11 protein-coding genes and 2 tRNA genes are annotated in these 14,418 nt (G+C 72.7%); 5 read left to right on the top strand and 8 right to left on the bottom strand.

Going from position 1 to position 14,418, the window contains the following annotated elements:
* Positions 1-159: 159 nt before the first annotated feature.
* The 5 genes from WMF12_RS42345 to WMF12_RS42325 form a co-directional block, all read right to left on the bottom strand.
* Positions 160-975 (bottom strand): hypothetical protein, encoded by an 816-nt coding sequence (locus WMF12_RS42345; RefSeq protein ID WP_437854397.1) that lies wholly within the window; start codon positions 973-975, stop codon positions 160-162.
* Positions 976-1,037: 62 nt separating this feature from the next.
* Positions 1,038-3,401: an AAA family ATPase gene (locus WMF12_RS42340; protein WP_437854396.1), complete on the bottom strand. Its 2,364-nt coding sequence runs from the start codon at positions 3,399-3,401 to the stop codon at positions 1,038-1,040.
* A 134-nt stretch (positions 3,402-3,535) separates the two neighbouring features.
* Complete coding sequence (locus WMF12_RS42335; protein WP_437854394.1) at positions 3,536-4,546, bottom strand: universal stress protein; 1,011 nt, start codon at positions 4,544-4,546, stop codon at positions 3,536-3,538.
* Positions 4,540-7,575: a glycoside hydrolase family 65 protein gene (locus WMF12_RS42330; RefSeq protein ID WP_437854393.1), complete on the bottom strand. Its 3,036-nt coding sequence runs from the start codon at positions 7,573-7,575 to the stop codon at positions 4,540-4,542. Before WMF12_RS42330 ends, WMF12_RS42335 begins: the two co-directional genes overlap by 7 nt.
* Before the next feature lie 87 nt (positions 7,576-7,662).
* Positions 7,663-8,070 carry a response regulator gene (locus tag WMF12_RS42325; RefSeq protein ID WP_437742399.1) on the bottom strand — a complete coding sequence of 136 codons (408 nt, stop codon included), beginning with the start codon at positions 8,068-8,070 and terminating at the stop codon, positions 7,663-7,665.
* A 345-nt stretch (positions 8,071-8,415) separates the two neighbouring features.
* Between WMF12_RS42325 and WMF12_RS42320 the strand changes: the two genes are divergently transcribed.
* Complete coding sequence (locus WMF12_RS42320; protein ID WP_044970202.1) at positions 8,416-9,078, top strand: response regulator; 663 nt, start codon at positions 8,416-8,418, stop codon at positions 9,076-9,078.
* Positions 9,079-9,127: 49 nt separating this feature from the next.
* Here WMF12_RS42320 and WMF12_RS42315 read toward each other — a convergent pair whose 3' ends face one another.
* On the bottom strand, positions 9,128-9,754 hold the full coding sequence (locus tag WMF12_RS42315) for a pentapeptide repeat-containing protein (RefSeq protein ID WP_437854392.1): 627 nt from the start codon (positions 9,752-9,754) through the stop codon (positions 9,128-9,130).
* A 53-nt stretch (positions 9,755-9,807) separates the two neighbouring features.
* On the opposite strand from WMF12_RS42315, the gene WMF12_RS42310 reads away from it, so the two are divergent.
* Together WMF12_RS42310 and xth are read left to right on the top strand one after the other, a co-directional pair.
* Complete coding sequence (locus WMF12_RS42310) at positions 9,808-10,701, top strand: alpha/beta fold hydrolase (RefSeq protein WP_437854391.1); 894 nt, start codon at positions 9,808-9,810, stop codon at positions 10,699-10,701.
* A 79-nt stretch (positions 10,702-10,780) separates the two neighbouring features.
* Positions 10,781-11,590 (top strand): exodeoxyribonuclease III, encoded by an 810-nt coding sequence (gene xth / locus WMF12_RS42305; RefSeq protein ID WP_437854390.1) that lies wholly within the window; start codon positions 10,781-10,783, stop codon positions 11,588-11,590.
* Positions 11,591-11,603: 13 nt separating this feature from the next.
* On the opposite strand, the gene WMF12_RS42300 is transcribed toward xth, so the two are convergent.
* Positions 11,604-12,761 carry a penicillin-insensitive murein endopeptidase gene (locus WMF12_RS42300; protein ID WP_437854389.1) on the bottom strand — a complete coding sequence of 386 codons (1,158 nt, stop codon included), beginning with the start codon at positions 12,759-12,761 and terminating at the stop codon, positions 11,604-11,606.
* 325 nt (positions 12,762-13,086) lie between these two features.
* Between WMF12_RS42300 and WMF12_RS42295 the strand changes: the two genes are divergently transcribed.
* A tRNA-Arg gene (locus WMF12_RS42295) sits at positions 13,087-13,160 on the top strand.
* Positions 13,161-13,239: 79 nt separating this feature from the next.
* Positions 13,240-13,315: transfer RNA gene (locus WMF12_RS42290), tRNA-Lys, on the top strand.
* A 620-nt stretch (positions 13,316-13,935) separates the two neighbouring features.
* Here WMF12_RS42290 and WMF12_RS42285 read toward each other — a convergent pair.
* Positions 13,936-14,409 (bottom strand): YbaK/EbsC family protein, encoded by a 474-nt coding sequence (locus tag WMF12_RS42285; protein WP_437854388.1) that lies wholly within the window; start codon positions 14,407-14,409, stop codon positions 13,936-13,938.
* Between the last annotated feature and the right edge of the window lie 9 nt (positions 14,410-14,418).

Raw genomic sequence — 14,418 nt, 5'->3', positions numbered from 1 at the left:
GCGACCCGAGATCCGCGCTTGGCGAGTCGCGGCCTCGCAGCGGCGCGCCGGCGTCGAGGAGGGCGTGAGCGCGCGGCGAGGAGCGGAGCTCATCACCACGCTGGCTCCTCGGCGGAGCCAGGCCTGGGCGGCGCGGAAGATAGGAGACGCGCGAATCCGTCAGCCCTCGTCGATGAGCTCGATCATCGTGGCCCGGGCGGGCCCGCCCGCGGGAATCCAGCGGCAGAGCTCGTCGACGCCGACGTCATCGACCACCCGGCGGAGCTCCGCGCGCGCCGCGGCGGGCTCGCCGAGCGCGGTGAACGCGTGCGCGCGGGTGATGCGGTAGCGCTGGCGCACCTCGGTCGGCTCTTCTCGCTCGCCATCGCGGAGGCCGATCAAGGAGAGCGCGCCCTCGACGTCGCCGGTGCGCACGAGCACCGCGGCGCGCGCTCCCCGCACGAGCGGCCGCACCGACGCCGGCGCGCGCTCCTCGTCCAGATCCGGGAGGAGCCGCCGGGCGGACTCGATGTCGCCGGCGCAGAGCTGCCATTGGGCGAGGTTGCTCATGACGAGCACCCGAACCTGCGGAGGTATCCAGTCGCGAGGCACGTCGCGCAGCGAGGCGGCCGCCGCCTTGTAGCTCCCCTCCCAGGCGAGCGACTGACCGACGGCCTGGGCTGCAAAGGCGTAGATGCTCCGCGGATCGTCGAGCTCGGTCGGCGGCGTCGAGGCGCGCTCCGCGGGGCGCGCGGCCGGCTGCCCCGTCCGCGGGAGCCGAGGCGCCGCGGGCGCCTGGCGCCAGGATCGACCGGGCCTCGCGGCGAAGCGCCGCCGGACGACGCCGCCGAGGACGACCAGCAGCGCGATCGCGGCGGCGGCCGCGCAGGCGGCGCCGAGCGAGAGCGACCCATCACGCCACCGCGCGAGCGCGCCCCACGCCAGCAGCGGCGCCGCGGCGCCGGCCGCCGCGAGCAGGATGGGCCGCCGCGTCACCGGCGGGCTCCGGCGCCGATCGGCGCGGGTTCGGCCGTGCGCTTCGCTGCCATCGGTCCTCTTCAGCGCTCCCTGAGCATTCTTCGAGGATCCGCGCTCGTCCCGCCCTTCAGCGTGTCGGCGATCGCCTGGTGGAAGCGCTCGAGCCGCTGGTCCGCCGCGTGGAACACGGTCCCCTCCGGGTACCTTCCGTCCGCGTCGGCGACGCCCGCGGGGACGCCGGTGATGATCTCGATGCCCTCCTCGACGGAGCTCACCTCGAACACGTGGAAGCGGCCGGCCTCGATCGACGTTACGACGTCGCCCCGCAGCATGAGCGCGTCGCGGTTCGCGCTCGGGATCAGCACGCCCTGCTCGCCCGTCAGGCCCTTGGCGGCGCACAGATCGAAGAAGGCCTCGATCTTCTCGTTGATGCCGCCCACGGGCTGGATGCTCCCCTGCTGATCGATGCTGCCCGTCACGGCGAGCTCCTGCCGGATCGGGACGCCGGAGAGCGCGGACAGGAGCGCGTACAGCTCGCTCGACGAGGCGCTGTCGCCCTCGATGGGCTCGTAGGTCTGCTCGAAGACGAGCGAGGCGCCGAACGAGAGCGGGCGGTGCTGGGCGAACCGGGCCGCGAGGAAGCCCGTGAGGACCATCACACCCTTGCTGTGGAGCGGGCCGGACATCTCGACCTCGCGCGCGATGTTCACCGGGCCCTCGCGGCCCGGGTAGACGACCGCCGTCACCCGGCACGGGCGGCCGAACGTCTGCGGGCCGTCGGACAGGACCGAGATGGCGTTGACCTGCCCGACGCGCCGGCCGGTCACGTCGATGCGGATCGTCCCGTCCGAGAGCAGCTCGTGCACATGGTCGCGGAAATGGCTCCCGCGGCGCCGCGCCGCCTCGAGCGCCTCGTTGACCTCGGGGCCGTCGACCACCTTGCGGCCGCGGCGCTGGGCCCGGTAGCCGGCCTCGGTCGCGACCTCGGCGATGAGCCCGATCTGGGCGCTCACCTTGGTCTGGCTCTCCGCGAGGCGGCCGCCGTGGAAGAGGAGCGCGGTCACGCCGTCGGCCGTGATCGGCGGGAGGCCGCGATCGTGCGCGAAGCCGGCGAGGAACGCGGGGTACGTGAGCAGCGCCTGATCGAGCGAGATCGTCGTCTCGAAGCGCGCCTGCACCTTGAAGAGCTGCGAGAACTCCGGATCGGCGTCGTGCAGGTCCTGGTAGAGCTGCGGGTTCGTGACGAGGACGACCTTCACGTCGATCGGGATCGGCGGGAAGAGCAGCTCCTCCGCGGTGCCGCGGAAGTACGACGGGTTGTGCTCGGGCACGATGAACTTGCCCGCGAGGAGGCAGGCCTTGAGCTGCTCGTAGAGCGCCTCGTTCTTGAGGAGCGCGCCCGCGGGCAGGATGAGGAAGCCGCCGGCCGCCTCGTGGAGGGCGCCCGCGACGGCGAAGCCGGGCTCCGGCGGGAAGCCGGAGTCGGGCGGCGCGTGGGTGCGGCCGAACAGGGCGGTCAGCGTGGGGTAGGGGACCTCGACGACCGGGGCGCCGGAGTCGGGCGTGTGCTCCGTGAGGAGCGTCGGGACGACCACGCCGCGCGGGAGGGTGGCGCCGCCCTCCTCGCCGCGCGCCTCGTCGACGAGCAGGCGGAACTCCTTCGACACGACCGTCTCGACGTCCGCGAGGAAGGCGCTGATGTCATTGCGCCCCTCGAAGCGCGCGCGCACGGGCTGGAAGCAGCCCTTCACCCCGTCGCTGAGCAGCTGCTTCACGACGCCGCGCAGCTCGACGTCGGCCTCGTCCTGCACGGTGGCGAGCCGCATCTCGAACTCCTCGATGGAGCCGGCGATGGCGAGCAGGGCCTCGCCGTCCGGCGCGTTGGCGGCGTCCTCGATCGAGGTGATCTGCACCTCGTCCTCGCCGCGCACGAGGTCGAGGCCGAGCTCGCGCGCCGCAAACTTGAGCTGCTCCTCGAGCCGCCGCTCCTCCGCGTTCACCCGGCGCTGGATCTTGCCGCGCGCCTGCTTGAAGCGCTCGCCCTCGGTCGCGCCGCGCAGGGCGTCGACCAGCTTCTCGTGGAGCTCCTCCATCGCCTCGACGAAGGGGCGCCCCTCGCCCGGCGGCAGCGACAGGACCGTCGGCTCGCTCGGGCGGTGCGGGTTCGGCAGGAGGAGGATGTCGTCGGGCGTGGGGCGGCTCGCCGCGATCCGCTTCGCGACGGCGCGCGCGCAGAACGTGCGGCCCGTGCCGGGCGCGCCGACGACGACGACGTGGAAGCGGGGCTGTCGGATGTCGAGGCCGAAGGCGAGCGCGGCGAGGGCGCGCTCCTGCGAGCCGATGCCCGCCGACAGCGGCGCGACCTCCTCCGTCGTGGAGAAGCGGAAGCTCTGCGGCTCTACGATCTTGCGACACTCGCTGGGGGGCAGCTTCCGGGAGACCATGGCGGCGCACCATAGCGCCTTTCGCCGGCCGTTGGCGTGGAGCCCGCTCGCCGGCGCGCTCGCCGACGGGCGGATTTGCGCCGATTCACGTCGATTCACGTCGATTCACGCGGATTCGCGCCGGTGAGCGCGCTCTATCGGCGCAGGACCATCACCGGGCACGGGGCGCCGCTCAGCACGTCGCGGAAGACGCTGCCGTGGTGATCCTCGAGGTGCCCGTGCCAGACCAGCACCACGAGATCGCTCGCCAGCTGCTCGGCGAACCGCAGGATCTCCGCCGCCGGCTCGCCCTTGCCGAGGAAGAACCGCGTTGCGACGTCGTGAGGGCAATGACCGATCGCGCTCAGGAATCGGGCCAGGAACTCCTCGGTGAACGCGGCCCACTCGTGCTGAGGCTGGTCGACGTAGAGGGGCGCCACCATCGTGCCCGGCTCGAAGGGCACCGGCGTCGAGACGGGCGGTCCGTCGTTCGTCGCCTCCTTCCGCGGCGAGGCGCAGCCGACCATCACGATGTCGAGCTCCGCGCCGAGCCTGCGGGCGAGCTCTCCGGCGGGGGTGATCGAGGCGGCCGTGCTGGGGGTGCCGTCGAGCGGAAGCAGGATGCGCCGTAGCCGAGTCGACGGTCGGTTCGTCGGGGCGATGACGACGACGACGCCGCTCATGACGGCCTCCAGCGCGCCCGCGGCGAGCCGGCCAACGCCTAGGCGCTCGTCCATGAGCTCCTCCGGCTCGGGCGCCACGACCAGGACTGCGGCGCCGCGGCTCTTCGTCGCCGACGCGAGCGCGCCCGGGGGATCCTCGCTCGCCTCGACGTGCAGCACCACGCCCCGCAGCGCCTCCGCGGCGATCCCGAGGTGGGCAGGCACCTCGCTCGCCTCGATCGGGCCTGCGCCGACGATGAGCCCGTGCAGCGGCGCGCGGAACGCGCCCGCGATGAGCCGCCCGAGCTCGAGGGCGCCGAGGTGGCCGCGGCGGCCGTGGAGCGCGACGAGCACGTTCCTGCTCCGCGCGCCGCTCTCCGGCGCGGGCTCGTCGCGCTCGTCGCGCGCCCCCCCGTGCGCTCCGGGGGGCGGCTCGGCCGTCGAGGCCGGCTCGGACATCGCTCCGCGTTCGCCGAGGATCCCATCGCGCGCAGCGCTCAGCATGTCGTGACCTCCTCCCATGGCGTGACGCGGTCACCCAGCCGCCGCGTCGCATAGCGGCGGCCCGGCTCCGCCAGCACAGCGCAGGCGGGCGTGCCCGCGTCGAGCAGGCAGATCGGCAGCGGCGCGCTCCCCTCCAGCGCGACCTCGACCGCCCCATCCTCCACGTGGATCTCGAGCGCGCGGCCTCGCCAGGTGATCGGGATCTTGAGGTGGCGCCAGCCCGGCAGGAGGTGTGGCTCGATCCCGATCGCCTCGTCCTCGTCGGGGCACGGCGGCGCGTGGGGGAGCGCCTCCGAGAGCGCGCTCCGCGGCACGCGCGTGACGCCGGCGACGCCGAACGCGACGGCTTGCCAGAGGCCGCCCATGGCGGCGATGTGCACGCCGCCCGCGGAGTTGCCCATCGTGTTGCCGAGGTCGATGTCGGCGGTCTGCTCGAAGTAGCGCTCGGCGTGGGCGTGGAGATCGAGCCGGGCGGCGACGAGCGCGTGGGCGCTGGGGCTCAGCGAGCTGCCGTGGGCGGTGCGCGGCTCGTAGTAGAGGAAGTTGTCGCGCCGGGCGCTCGCGGGCACCGCGCTCCAGAGCAGCGCGATGAGCTGCACGACGTCCGCTTGCTTCACCACCTGGCAGGCCTGCGTCCGCTCGCGCCCGAGCAAGACGTCGACCGGCGCGCTGCGCACGGCGTAGTCGGCGATGGAGAACGGCGCGAGGCCGAAGTAGCCCGCGAACTGCTCGATCAGGCCGGTCTGCGGGTCGATCCCGAGGAACATGCGGTCGGCGATGTCGCACCAGCGGTCGGGCTCGTCGGGCCGGAGGTCGAGCCGCGCGAGCACGTCCGCGCGCGCGACGTTGCGCTGGACGATCGCGGCGGCGACGCGGAGGTTGTACCGCGCCATCCAGTTCGTGAACGCGTTGTCGTCCACCGTCTCGTGGTACTCGTCCGGCCCGATCACCCGCCGGATGTGGGCGTGGCCATCCGGTCCGAGCTCGGCGCGGCTCGCCCAGAAGCGCGCCGTCTCGATCAGGATCTCGGCCCCCTCGCCGCGCTGGAAGTCGAGATCGCCGGTCGCGCGGACGTACGCGTGCACGGCGTACGCGATGTCGGCGCTGATGTGGTGCTCCTGCTCGCCGGAGAGCACCCGGACCACCTCGCCGAACGGCGTGACGACCAGCGGCGGCGTCGTCTCGTCGCCCGTGTCCGCCGACTCCCACGCGTAGAGCGCGCCCTCGTAGCCGAGCGCCTTCGCCTTGCGGCGCGCGCCGGCGAGGGTGCGGTGCCTGTAGAGCAGCAGCGCGCGGGCGGCCTCGGGGTAACAGTGCGTGTAGAACGGGACGAGGAAGGTCTCGGTATCCCAGAAGACGTGGCCGCGGTACGCCTCCCCGCTGAGCCCGCGCGCGCCGATGGAGCAGCGCGGGTCGTCCGGGTTCGCCGCGCCGATGAGGTGGTACAGGGCGAACCGGAGCGCCCGCTCGATCCTGGGAGCGCCGTCGATCTCGACGTCGGCGTGGCGCCAGCGCTCCGCCCACGCCCGCGTGTGCTCGCCGAGCAGGCCGGCCGTGGTGCGGCTCGACAGCTCGGCCTGGAGCGCCTCTCCCGCCTCGCGCGGCGTGGGCGTGTCGCGCGACGTGTGCAGCGTCGTCGTCCGGAAGAGGCGGCGCGGCTCGGCGACGCGGACGCCGACGTCGCAGCGCTCGGCGATCGATCGCGCGCCTGTGGTGCGCTCGCAGCGCGCGCCCTCGAGGAGCTCGGGCGGGGACGAGCACTCCGCGGCCTGCTCCGGGAGCTCTCGCAGGTGCGAGGTCATCGCGGTCACGAGCCCGCCGTGCGTGTGCCCGACGAGGAGCAGGCTCTTCGCGCTTGCGTCCGCCGCGAAGCCGGCCCAGTGCGCCGCGCCGCTCGCGCTCTTCACGTCGCCGCTCAGGATCGCGTCGACGCGGATCGTCCCGGTGAAGTTGAGGGGGGCGATGCTGAGCGCCTCCATGAGGACGTGGCGGTTCGCGAGGGACGCCGCGTGGAGCGTGTGCAGGTGTATGAGGTGGCCTCCCTCGTCGCGCCGCAGGACCTCGCGCAGCAGCACGCCGCGCCGCATGTCGAGGGCGCGGTGGTGGTGCAGCACGCCGCTCGTCTCCGCGGAGAACGGCTCGCCCTCGATGGCGACGTTCAGCCGGCCCCAGTCGGGGGCGATGACGAGCTCCGGCACGCGGCTCACGTCGGCCGAGGGCTCGAAGGCGCCCGCGATGAACGTGGCCGGCCGCGACACCCTCGACCCCTCCGGCAGCGACGCGCGCGAGCCGAGGTAGCCGTTGGCGATCGCGAGCAGCGACTCGATCTCGTGCTCGCGCGCGACGTCGAACCCCGGCTCCTCGATGATCCACGCGGCGTCGCGGGGCGCCGCGAGCGGGCCGAGCTCACGGTCGAGATCCCGCTGGAGCGCGAGGATCTCGGACAGCCGCTGCGCGCCGGCCGTCGCGTGGACGGCGCCCGCGAGCTCCGGCGCGTCGCGGAGCCCGCGCGCCCCTCCGGCCGGCGCGCCGTCGCGCGATTCCCTCGATTCCGGCGAGATCGCGAGCCGATCGTGCGGCTCGATGCGGAGCGGCGCGATCACCTGATCAATCAGCGCGGCGATGGCGGAGCGCCCGTCCGGCTCCGCGCGGGCGACGAGCGCGACCGCGGCGCCGCGGCGATCGAAGCCGTGGAGCTCCGCGCCGTCGAGCGCGCCGAGGAAGAGCCGCCTGCGGTTCTCGGCGCGCACGCCGCGCTCGAGCCGCCGCGCGAGGTGGGGCACGGCCTCGCCGGCGAAGAGCGCCACGCGCACCCCCATCGCGAGCAGCACGTCGAGCAGCGCCGCGGCGCCGTCGGCCGCCTCGGCGAGGAGGCCCGCGTCGATCGCGATGAAGCGGAAGCGGTGGTGCAGCTCGGCCGGCAGCTTGATCGCGGCCGCCGGCGCGTTCGCGCTGGCGGGGCCGCCCGATCCGCCTCGCGCGAGGACGGCTGGCCCGGTGGCGCTGTCTTCTGCGAGCAGCGACGACATCCTCGGCTTCTCCTGGGGCCAGCGAACGCGAGGAGCGTGCCGCCGCGCCTGTGCGAGCCGGGATCGGGGGGCGGCGGCGTCGGTGCGCTAGCGTTGCACGGCGCCGGTCAGGCGATCGAGCACGACGAGGAGCCGGTCGACGTCGAAGGGCTTCGCCAGCACGCCGGCCACGACGCCGCGGATGTTGGGCTCGTTCACGCCGGAGAGCAGGAGGACGGGCACCTCGATGCCCGCGGCGGCGAGCGCGGCGAGGAACTCCTCGCCGGTCATCTCGGGCATCACGTAGTCGAGCAGGACCGCCCGCGGCCGCGCGCCGCGGGCGAGGCGATCGAGCGCTTCCAGCGGCCGCGTGAAGCCCTGAACCCGGTAGCCCTCGTCGGAGAGCAGGTCGAGCAGCGACTCGACAAGCGCGGGGTCGTCATCGACGACGAAGATCTCCGCGGGCGAGCGCGGCGAGGTGGCGGCCGGGCCGGGAGCGGGGACCGGCGAGCTCATCGTATTTCCCTGGATCGCTGGCCATTCCGGCGCATGAGGCGCGCGAAGAATACCAGACGGTTGCCGCGACCGCATGCGCAGGCCGCTCTGGACGCATCGTTGCACCGTCCGTCACGTCCACCGTTGCGCATTCCACGTCGCGCGGATCTCCGTCGAGCTCCGAAACTCGCTCTGGACGGAGTTTTCCTCACCAATTGGGCTTGCCGCCGCGCCGCTGCTTGCAGATCGTTGAGCACCTGATACCCCTGTAAGGTTCCTCCCAGGACGACCCGAGCAGCTTGACTTGAACTGCTCATGGGTATCGAATTGTGGTCTGAAGGACACTCCAATCCCCCTGCGGTCACCATGGCGGAAACCCCTGCTAGCAAGCTGCACATCTATCTGATCGACGATCACCCCGTCGTTCGCGAAGGCTTCGCTCGAGCGCTCTCGGACGAGCCCGACATGGTCGTCGTGGGCCAGGCCGGGACGGCGGCCGATGCCCTGCGCGAGACGGCGAGCTGCAAGCCGGACGTCGTGCTCGTCGATCTCAACATCCCCGACCGAGACGGCATCGAGCTCCTCGGGGCGCTGAGAGCGCAGTTGCCGCAGGCGAAGCTCCTCGTGTTGAGCGGCTATGACGACGAGTTCCGCGTCGCCGAGGCGCTCCGCGCGGGCGCGCAGGGGTATCTCGTGAAGACCTCGAAGCTCGAGGAGGTCATCGAGGGCATCCGCCGGATCGCGACCGGGGGAGCGCCGCTCTCCTCGAGCATCGCGGGGGCCGTGGTGCGCGCGATGCGCAAGCCGGCGAGCGAGGGCTCCGGTGGTCTCGACGCGCTGACACCGCGCGAGCGCCAGGTCCTGCGGCTGCTCGCGGCCGGCGTGTCGACGCGCGAGACGGCCGCGCGGCTGACGATCAGCCCGAAGACGGTGGAGACCCACCGCGTGCGCATCTACGCGAAGCTCGGGTGCAAGAGCGCGGTCGAGCTGACCCGCATCGCGGTCCGCACCGGGCTCATCGAGGCGTAACCGCCCGCGGTCGCGCGGGGCGCTGCCCGCTCGCTCCGCGGGTGGGGCGCTACGGTTTCCGCTCCTTTCTCGGTTTCTTCGGCGGCACTTCCTTCTCGGTGGCCTTCGGGGCCTGGCCCGCGCGTGATCGATCCTTCGCCTCCTCGAGCAGGCGATCGATCCGCACGCCGTCGATGGTGAGCCCGTCGATCGCGCAGCCGACGATCTCGACCTCGCGGAGGTCCGACCCCTCGAAGCGAGCGCGGCGCAGGCTCGCGTCGGACCAGCGGGTCGCGGCGGCGTCGGCGTCGTTCAAACGCGCGCCGGCGAGCGAGATGTCGTCGAGCGAGGCGCCGGCGAGGGTCGCGTTGTGCAGGCGCGCGCCGCGCAGGTCGATGTCGTCGAGCTCGGCCTCCGCGAGCGAGACGTTGTGCAGTCGCGCGTTGCGCAGGTCGACGTCGTCGAGCTCGGCCTCCGCGAGCGAGACGTTGTGCAGGCGCGCGTCGCGAAGGTCGACGTCGTCGAGCTCGGCCCCCGCGAGCGAGGCGTTGTGCAAGCGCGCGTCGCGAAGGTCGACGTCGTCGAAGCTGGCCCCGGCGAGCGCCGCGCCGTGAAACCGCGCGGGCTTCGCCGGCTGGGTGCCCTCGTCTTCTGCGGCGTCCGCGCTCGGCGGCGCGATGGGGGGCTTCTTGGCCATGGGGCCATGCTAGCGCTAGGCGCAGGCCGCGCGCTCGCGCGGTCCGGAGAGCCATGAACGCACACGCCGGCTTCGTGCCCCACCACGCCCTCGTCTCCGCCCCCTCCGCGGCGCCTGCCCGCTGGATGCTCGTGCTGCACGGCATCTTCGGCTCGGGCGCCAACTGGCGCACCTTCATCCGACGCCTCGCCGAGGCGCAATCCGCCGAGGGCGCGCCAGGCGCAGCCGCCCGGCCGTGGGGCTTCATCCTGGTCGACCTGCGGGCCCACGGCATGTCGCAGAGCCCGCCTGCGCCCCACACCATCGCAGCGGCCGCGGAGGATCTGCTCCGGCTGGGCGACCGCCTCGGCCTCGATATCCGCGGCGTGATGGGCCATTCGTTCGGCGGCAAGGTGGCGCTCGCCTACCTCGAGCGCCGGCCGACGGGGATCGAGCGCGGCTTCATCCTCGACGCCGATCCGAGCGCGAGGCCCGCCGGCGAGAGCGGATCGGAGAGCCCCGGCGTGCTCGCGATGCTCCGCGCGATCCCGCAGCCGATCCCGTCGCGCGAGGCGTTCCTCGAGGCGGTGCACGCCGCCGGGTTCAGCCGCGGCATCGCGGACTGGCTGGCGATGAACGTCCGCCGCGAGGGCGACGGCTTTCGCATCCGGCTCGACCTCGACATCCTGGACGCGCTGCTCGCCGACTATTTCGCCCGCGATCTGTGGCACGTCCTGGAGGACCCGCCGGCGCCGGCCGGCCCGGGCGTGCCGGGCGTGGAGCAGCGGCGCATCCATGTCGTGCTCGGCGGCAAGTCCAAGTCGATCTCGCCGGCCTCGCGCGACCGCTTCGAGGCGCTCGCGGCGCGCGCGCCCTGGCTCTCGGTCCACGTCCTTCCGCGCGCCGGCCACTGGCTCCACGTCGACGATCCGGAGGGCCTCTTCGACGTGATCCGGGCGGCCTTGTGACCGGGCGCCGTGGACCCCGCGCGTGCCCCTGGACCAGGCTTCCCGCCTGGCTCTTCATCCGCTATCGCCCGGAGGACCTATGCGCATCGCGTCCTGGAACGTGAACTCCATCCGCACGCGGCTCGAGCAGCTCACGAGCTGGCTGGTCCGCGCCGCGCCCGACGTCGTTTGCATGCAGGAGACGAAGGTCGAGGACGGCAGCTTCCCCGAGGCCGCGCTCTCCGAGGTGGGCTATCGCTCGGTCATCTTCGGCCAGAAGTCCTACAACGGGGTCGCGATCGCCACGCGCTTCGGCCTCTCGGTCGACGACGTGAAGAAGGGCCTCGACGGCGACGAGCAGGACGTCGCCCGGCGGATGCTGGCGGCGACGATCGAGGGGATCCGGGTCATCAACGTCTACGTGCCCAACGGCCAGGCGGTGGGCACGCCGGCCTTCGCCTACAAGCTCGCGTGGCTGGGGCGGCTGCGGAGCGAGCTCGAGGCCCGCTACCGCCCGGATCAGCAGATCGTGATCTGCGGCGATTTCAACGTCGCGCCCGAGGCGATCGACGTCGCCGAGCCGAAGAAGTGGGAGGGGCAGGTGCTCTTCCATCCGGACGAGCGGGCCGCGCTGGGCCGCCTGATGGAGTGGGGGCTCGTGGACGCCTTCCGCGCCTGCCACCCCGCCAAGGAGGCGTACAGCTGGTGGGATTACCGGATGGGCGCGTTCAGGCGCAACAAGGGCCTCCGCATCGATCTCGCGCTGGTGACGCGCCCGCTCGCCGCGCGGTGCACCGATGTGTCGATCGACACGCGCCCGCGGGAGCTGCAGCGCCCGTCGGATCACGCGCCGGTCGTGGTGGAGATCGCGGACGGCGACGCGCCGCCGGGAGCCGTGCCGGCGGCCTGAGCGCGGGCGGACGTCAGCGGGGCGCGGCGGTCTGGCGACCGCCTGAGGCCGCGCCGGGCGACGCGTTCGCGGCCGCCGGTGCGGCTGTGGGGCGCGCTCCATCGGTCACCGTCGGCGCCGCCGTGGAAGGCACGCCGTAGATGTCCGTGTCCGTCGCCGCGGGCGCCGCGGTGGCGAGCGGCTGCTTCGCTTCATCGGCGGCGCACGCGGGGCGGGCCAGCGACTCCTCGATGCAGGCGCCGCGCATCGACGGGGGGCACATCACGCGGATGTGGAAGTGGTCGTTGTGCAGGTCGGCGTCCCTCGGGCTCATCATCGCGGCCGCGGCCCGGGCCCGGAGATCTGCCGGGACGCGCTTCTTCGCGGCGTGGGCGAGCAGCCGCGCCCGCAGCGCGTCGGTCACGAAGAGGTATTTGACGCCCGCCTGCCGATCCTCGAGCAGCGCCTGGACGAGCGCCCAGTTGCGGGCGTCGTCGAACCGCGCGCCGGGGAGGCCGATGGCGTTGCCCTCATCGTCGAACGCCACGAACCGGTCCGTGCGGAGGTTCTTGCCCTTCGAGTTGACGACGTAGAAACCGACGTCGGCGTCGCGCCCCGTCTGGTGGGAGTTGTGCCCGTCGAGCGCGCCGCCCGTCCTGGCCGAGAGGTCGCCGACGAGCAGCGCGGAGTCGCCGTGCTTCTTGGCCACCTGGAAGGCGGCGCGCCGCAGGGTCTTCACGAGCACGGGCAGCCCCCATGTCCTGGCGCCCTCGCGCGTCTTGAGGTGCCTCGACGATCGAAGCCGCACGGCGCCGGTCAGCCGTCCACGGTTGGGAGCGCCCTTCGACAGCAGCTTCCGCTCGTCGGCGTCGGCGTCGGTGCCGCCGCGCTCCGCGCGGGAGGCGTCGTCCCGCCTCGCCGCGCGCTTCTTGCCGTCGCGCTCCTGGGCCTTCTCCTTGGATCGGGCGCTGCGCGCTGCCCGCGTTTCACCTTTGCCGTCGGCCGAGCTCCGCCGCGCGGCGTGGCGCTTGTTCTGCGGGCTCTTGCCCGGCTGCTGCTCGGCCGCGGCCGGCTGCGCGCCCGTGGCGGGGGCGCCCTGGGCCGGCGCAGCGAGCGAGAGGGCGAGGAGGAGCGCGGCGAGGGGGCCTCGCGACGCAAGGCAGCGCCGAGAGAGCGGGCGGAGCAGCGGCATGACGGGGCAGGACCCTACCTTGCGGCGCCGCGGACAGAGAACTTCTTTCGCAGCCGCGCGGGGCCAGGTGCGGCCGTGCCGGGCCGAACGCCGTCGTGTCGGACCAGGCGCGCGCCCCGAGGGCGCTGCGCTGCCCGCGGCCGGTGCCGGTGGACGGTGCGCTGCCGATGGCGGGAGTGACGGGGTGCGCCCGTCGAGCGCGTCCGTCCGGGCTCGGCGAAGGTGGCGGCCTAAAAATTGCGCATCATGTCGCTACAACGCCTTGACATATCGCCGCCGGTGCGGTTAGAAGCGTTCCGCGAGCCCCGCCGAGGGGCGCGCAGGAGCGCCCGTAGCTCAGCTGGATAGAGCGTCGGACTTCGAATCCGAAAGTCGCCTGTTCGAATCAGGCCGGGCGTGCCGGGCTCAACGGGCGACTCAAGCGTTCCGGCGAGATCCCGGGAGCCGTTCCAGGTTCAGTCGGTTTGACAATTCACTCGGGCCATTAGCTCAATTGGTAGAGCAGTGGACTCTTAATCCATTGGCTGAAGGTTCAAGTCCTTCATGGCCCACCAAGGATACGATGAGGATTTCGCGATCCTCATCAAGACCGAGCTGCTCCGCTGGGCGATTCGTGGACGATTCGCCGAGCGGACCGACCAGCTCGGTCGGTGATTCAGGAAACGCCTCGCCGAAGCCGACGCGTACCTGCTCGGCCTCGCGGAGGTAGCCCTCCGTCGTCGGGAACGACGTGTGGCCGGCCCGGCTCTTGAGCTCGAGCGGGTAGTCCCCGCGCACGGCCATCCAGGGGATGCTCGCCGGGCGCAGGTCGTAGAACGTGATCGGCTTCCGCGTTTTGTCGTTCGCGACGAGGTCGGGCCGCGTAACGCCAGCACGCTCGAGGTGCTCGCGGAGGCGCCGGGAGAGGTTCGTCACCTCCGGCATGTCCTCGACGACGCGCCCCTTCCCGTCAGCTTCGGCGTGCATCACCCGCAGGAGCGGGAGCCGCTTCGGCTCGACTGGCTGTTCGTGGGAACCCGGGCCGGATGGCTGGGCGGCCCTCTGACGAAGAACATAGCAAGAACACGATGAATTCAACCGCAGCTTCTCATGCTCACGAAGATGCTTCTCGGCACTGGAAACAGCGCCTCTCGTGAACGATTGAACTGTGCGGTTGAGTTGACCGGGCGAGCGGCTATCGGGTGCCGACAGCGGCGAGCCTGGGGCTCGTCGCCTTCACGTACGAGTCCCGCTGGATGAAGATGGAGCGATCCAGCCGGCCGGCGTTGAAGACGAGCTCGTCGTGCTCCAGGAGCTTCGGATCCACGACGAGCTCGAGCTCGGGGTTGAACGAGACCGGGGGGACGGCGCCCATGACGCACCCCGAGAGCTGCTCGGCGACGTCCTGCGGCGCGAACGTGGCGTGAGTCCCGCTCCCCAGCGTCTTGACCGCCTCCATGTCGACCCGGCAGTCCCCGGGGACGACGCAGAGGTAGTAGCGCCGGCTCTTCTTGCCCTGCTTCACCATCAGCACCATGGCCTTCGCGGCCTGCGGCAGGCTGTTGCCGCGGATCTGCGAGATGAGCTCCGTGCGGCCCTCGGCCGGGTGCTCCACCACGCGGAACACGGCGTTGCTCTCCTGGAAGAGCGTCACCAGACGATCGTGCACGTCCGAGCT

The sequence above is a fragment of the Sorangium sp. So ce363 genome, from assembly GCF_051520435.1.
GTDB lineage: Bacteria > Myxococcota_A > Polyangia > Polyangiales > Polyangiaceae > Sorangium > Sorangium cellulosum_B.
The sequence above is the reverse complement of the archived record's forward strand: the minus strand, read 5'-3'. Positions and strand labels throughout refer to the sequence as shown.

What these genes read in the sequence shown, in the direction of transcription:
- WMF12_RS42340 (WP_437854396.1), bottom strand. Translation starts at nt 3,401, where the DNA reads ATGGTCTCCCGGAAGCTGCCCCCCAGCGAGTGTCGCAAGATCGTAGAG.
- WMF12_RS42335 (WP_437854394.1), bottom strand. Translation starts at nt 4,546, where the DNA reads ATGCTGAGCGCTGCGCGCGATGGGATCCTCGGCGAACGCGGAGCGATG.
- WMF12_RS42330 (WP_437854393.1), bottom strand. Translation starts at nt 7,575, where the DNA reads ATGTCGTCGCTGCTCGCAGAAGACAGCGCCACCGGGCCAGCCGTCCTC.
- WMF12_RS42325 (WP_437742399.1), bottom strand. Translation starts at nt 8,070, where the DNA reads ATGAGCTCGCCGGTCCCCGCTCCCGGCCCGGCCGCCACCTCGCCGCGC.
- WMF12_RS42320 (WP_044970202.1), top strand. Translation starts at nt 8,416, where the DNA reads ATGGCGGAAACCCCTGCTAGCAAGCTGCACATCTATCTGATCGACGAT.
- WMF12_RS42315 (WP_437854392.1), bottom strand. Translation starts at nt 9,754, where the DNA reads ATGGCCAAGAAGCCCCCCATCGCGCCGCCGAGCGCGGACGCCGCAGAA.
- WMF12_RS42310 (WP_437854391.1), top strand. Translation starts at nt 9,808, where the DNA reads ATGAACGCACACGCCGGCTTCGTGCCCCACCACGCCCTCGTCTCCGCC.
- xth (WP_437854390.1), top strand. Translation starts at nt 10,781, where the DNA reads ATGCGCATCGCGTCCTGGAACGTGAACTCCATCCGCACGCGGCTCGAG.
- WMF12_RS42300 (WP_437854389.1), bottom strand. Translation starts at nt 12,761, where the DNA reads ATGCCGCTGCTCCGCCCGCTCTCTCGGCGCTGCCTTGCGTCGCGAGGC.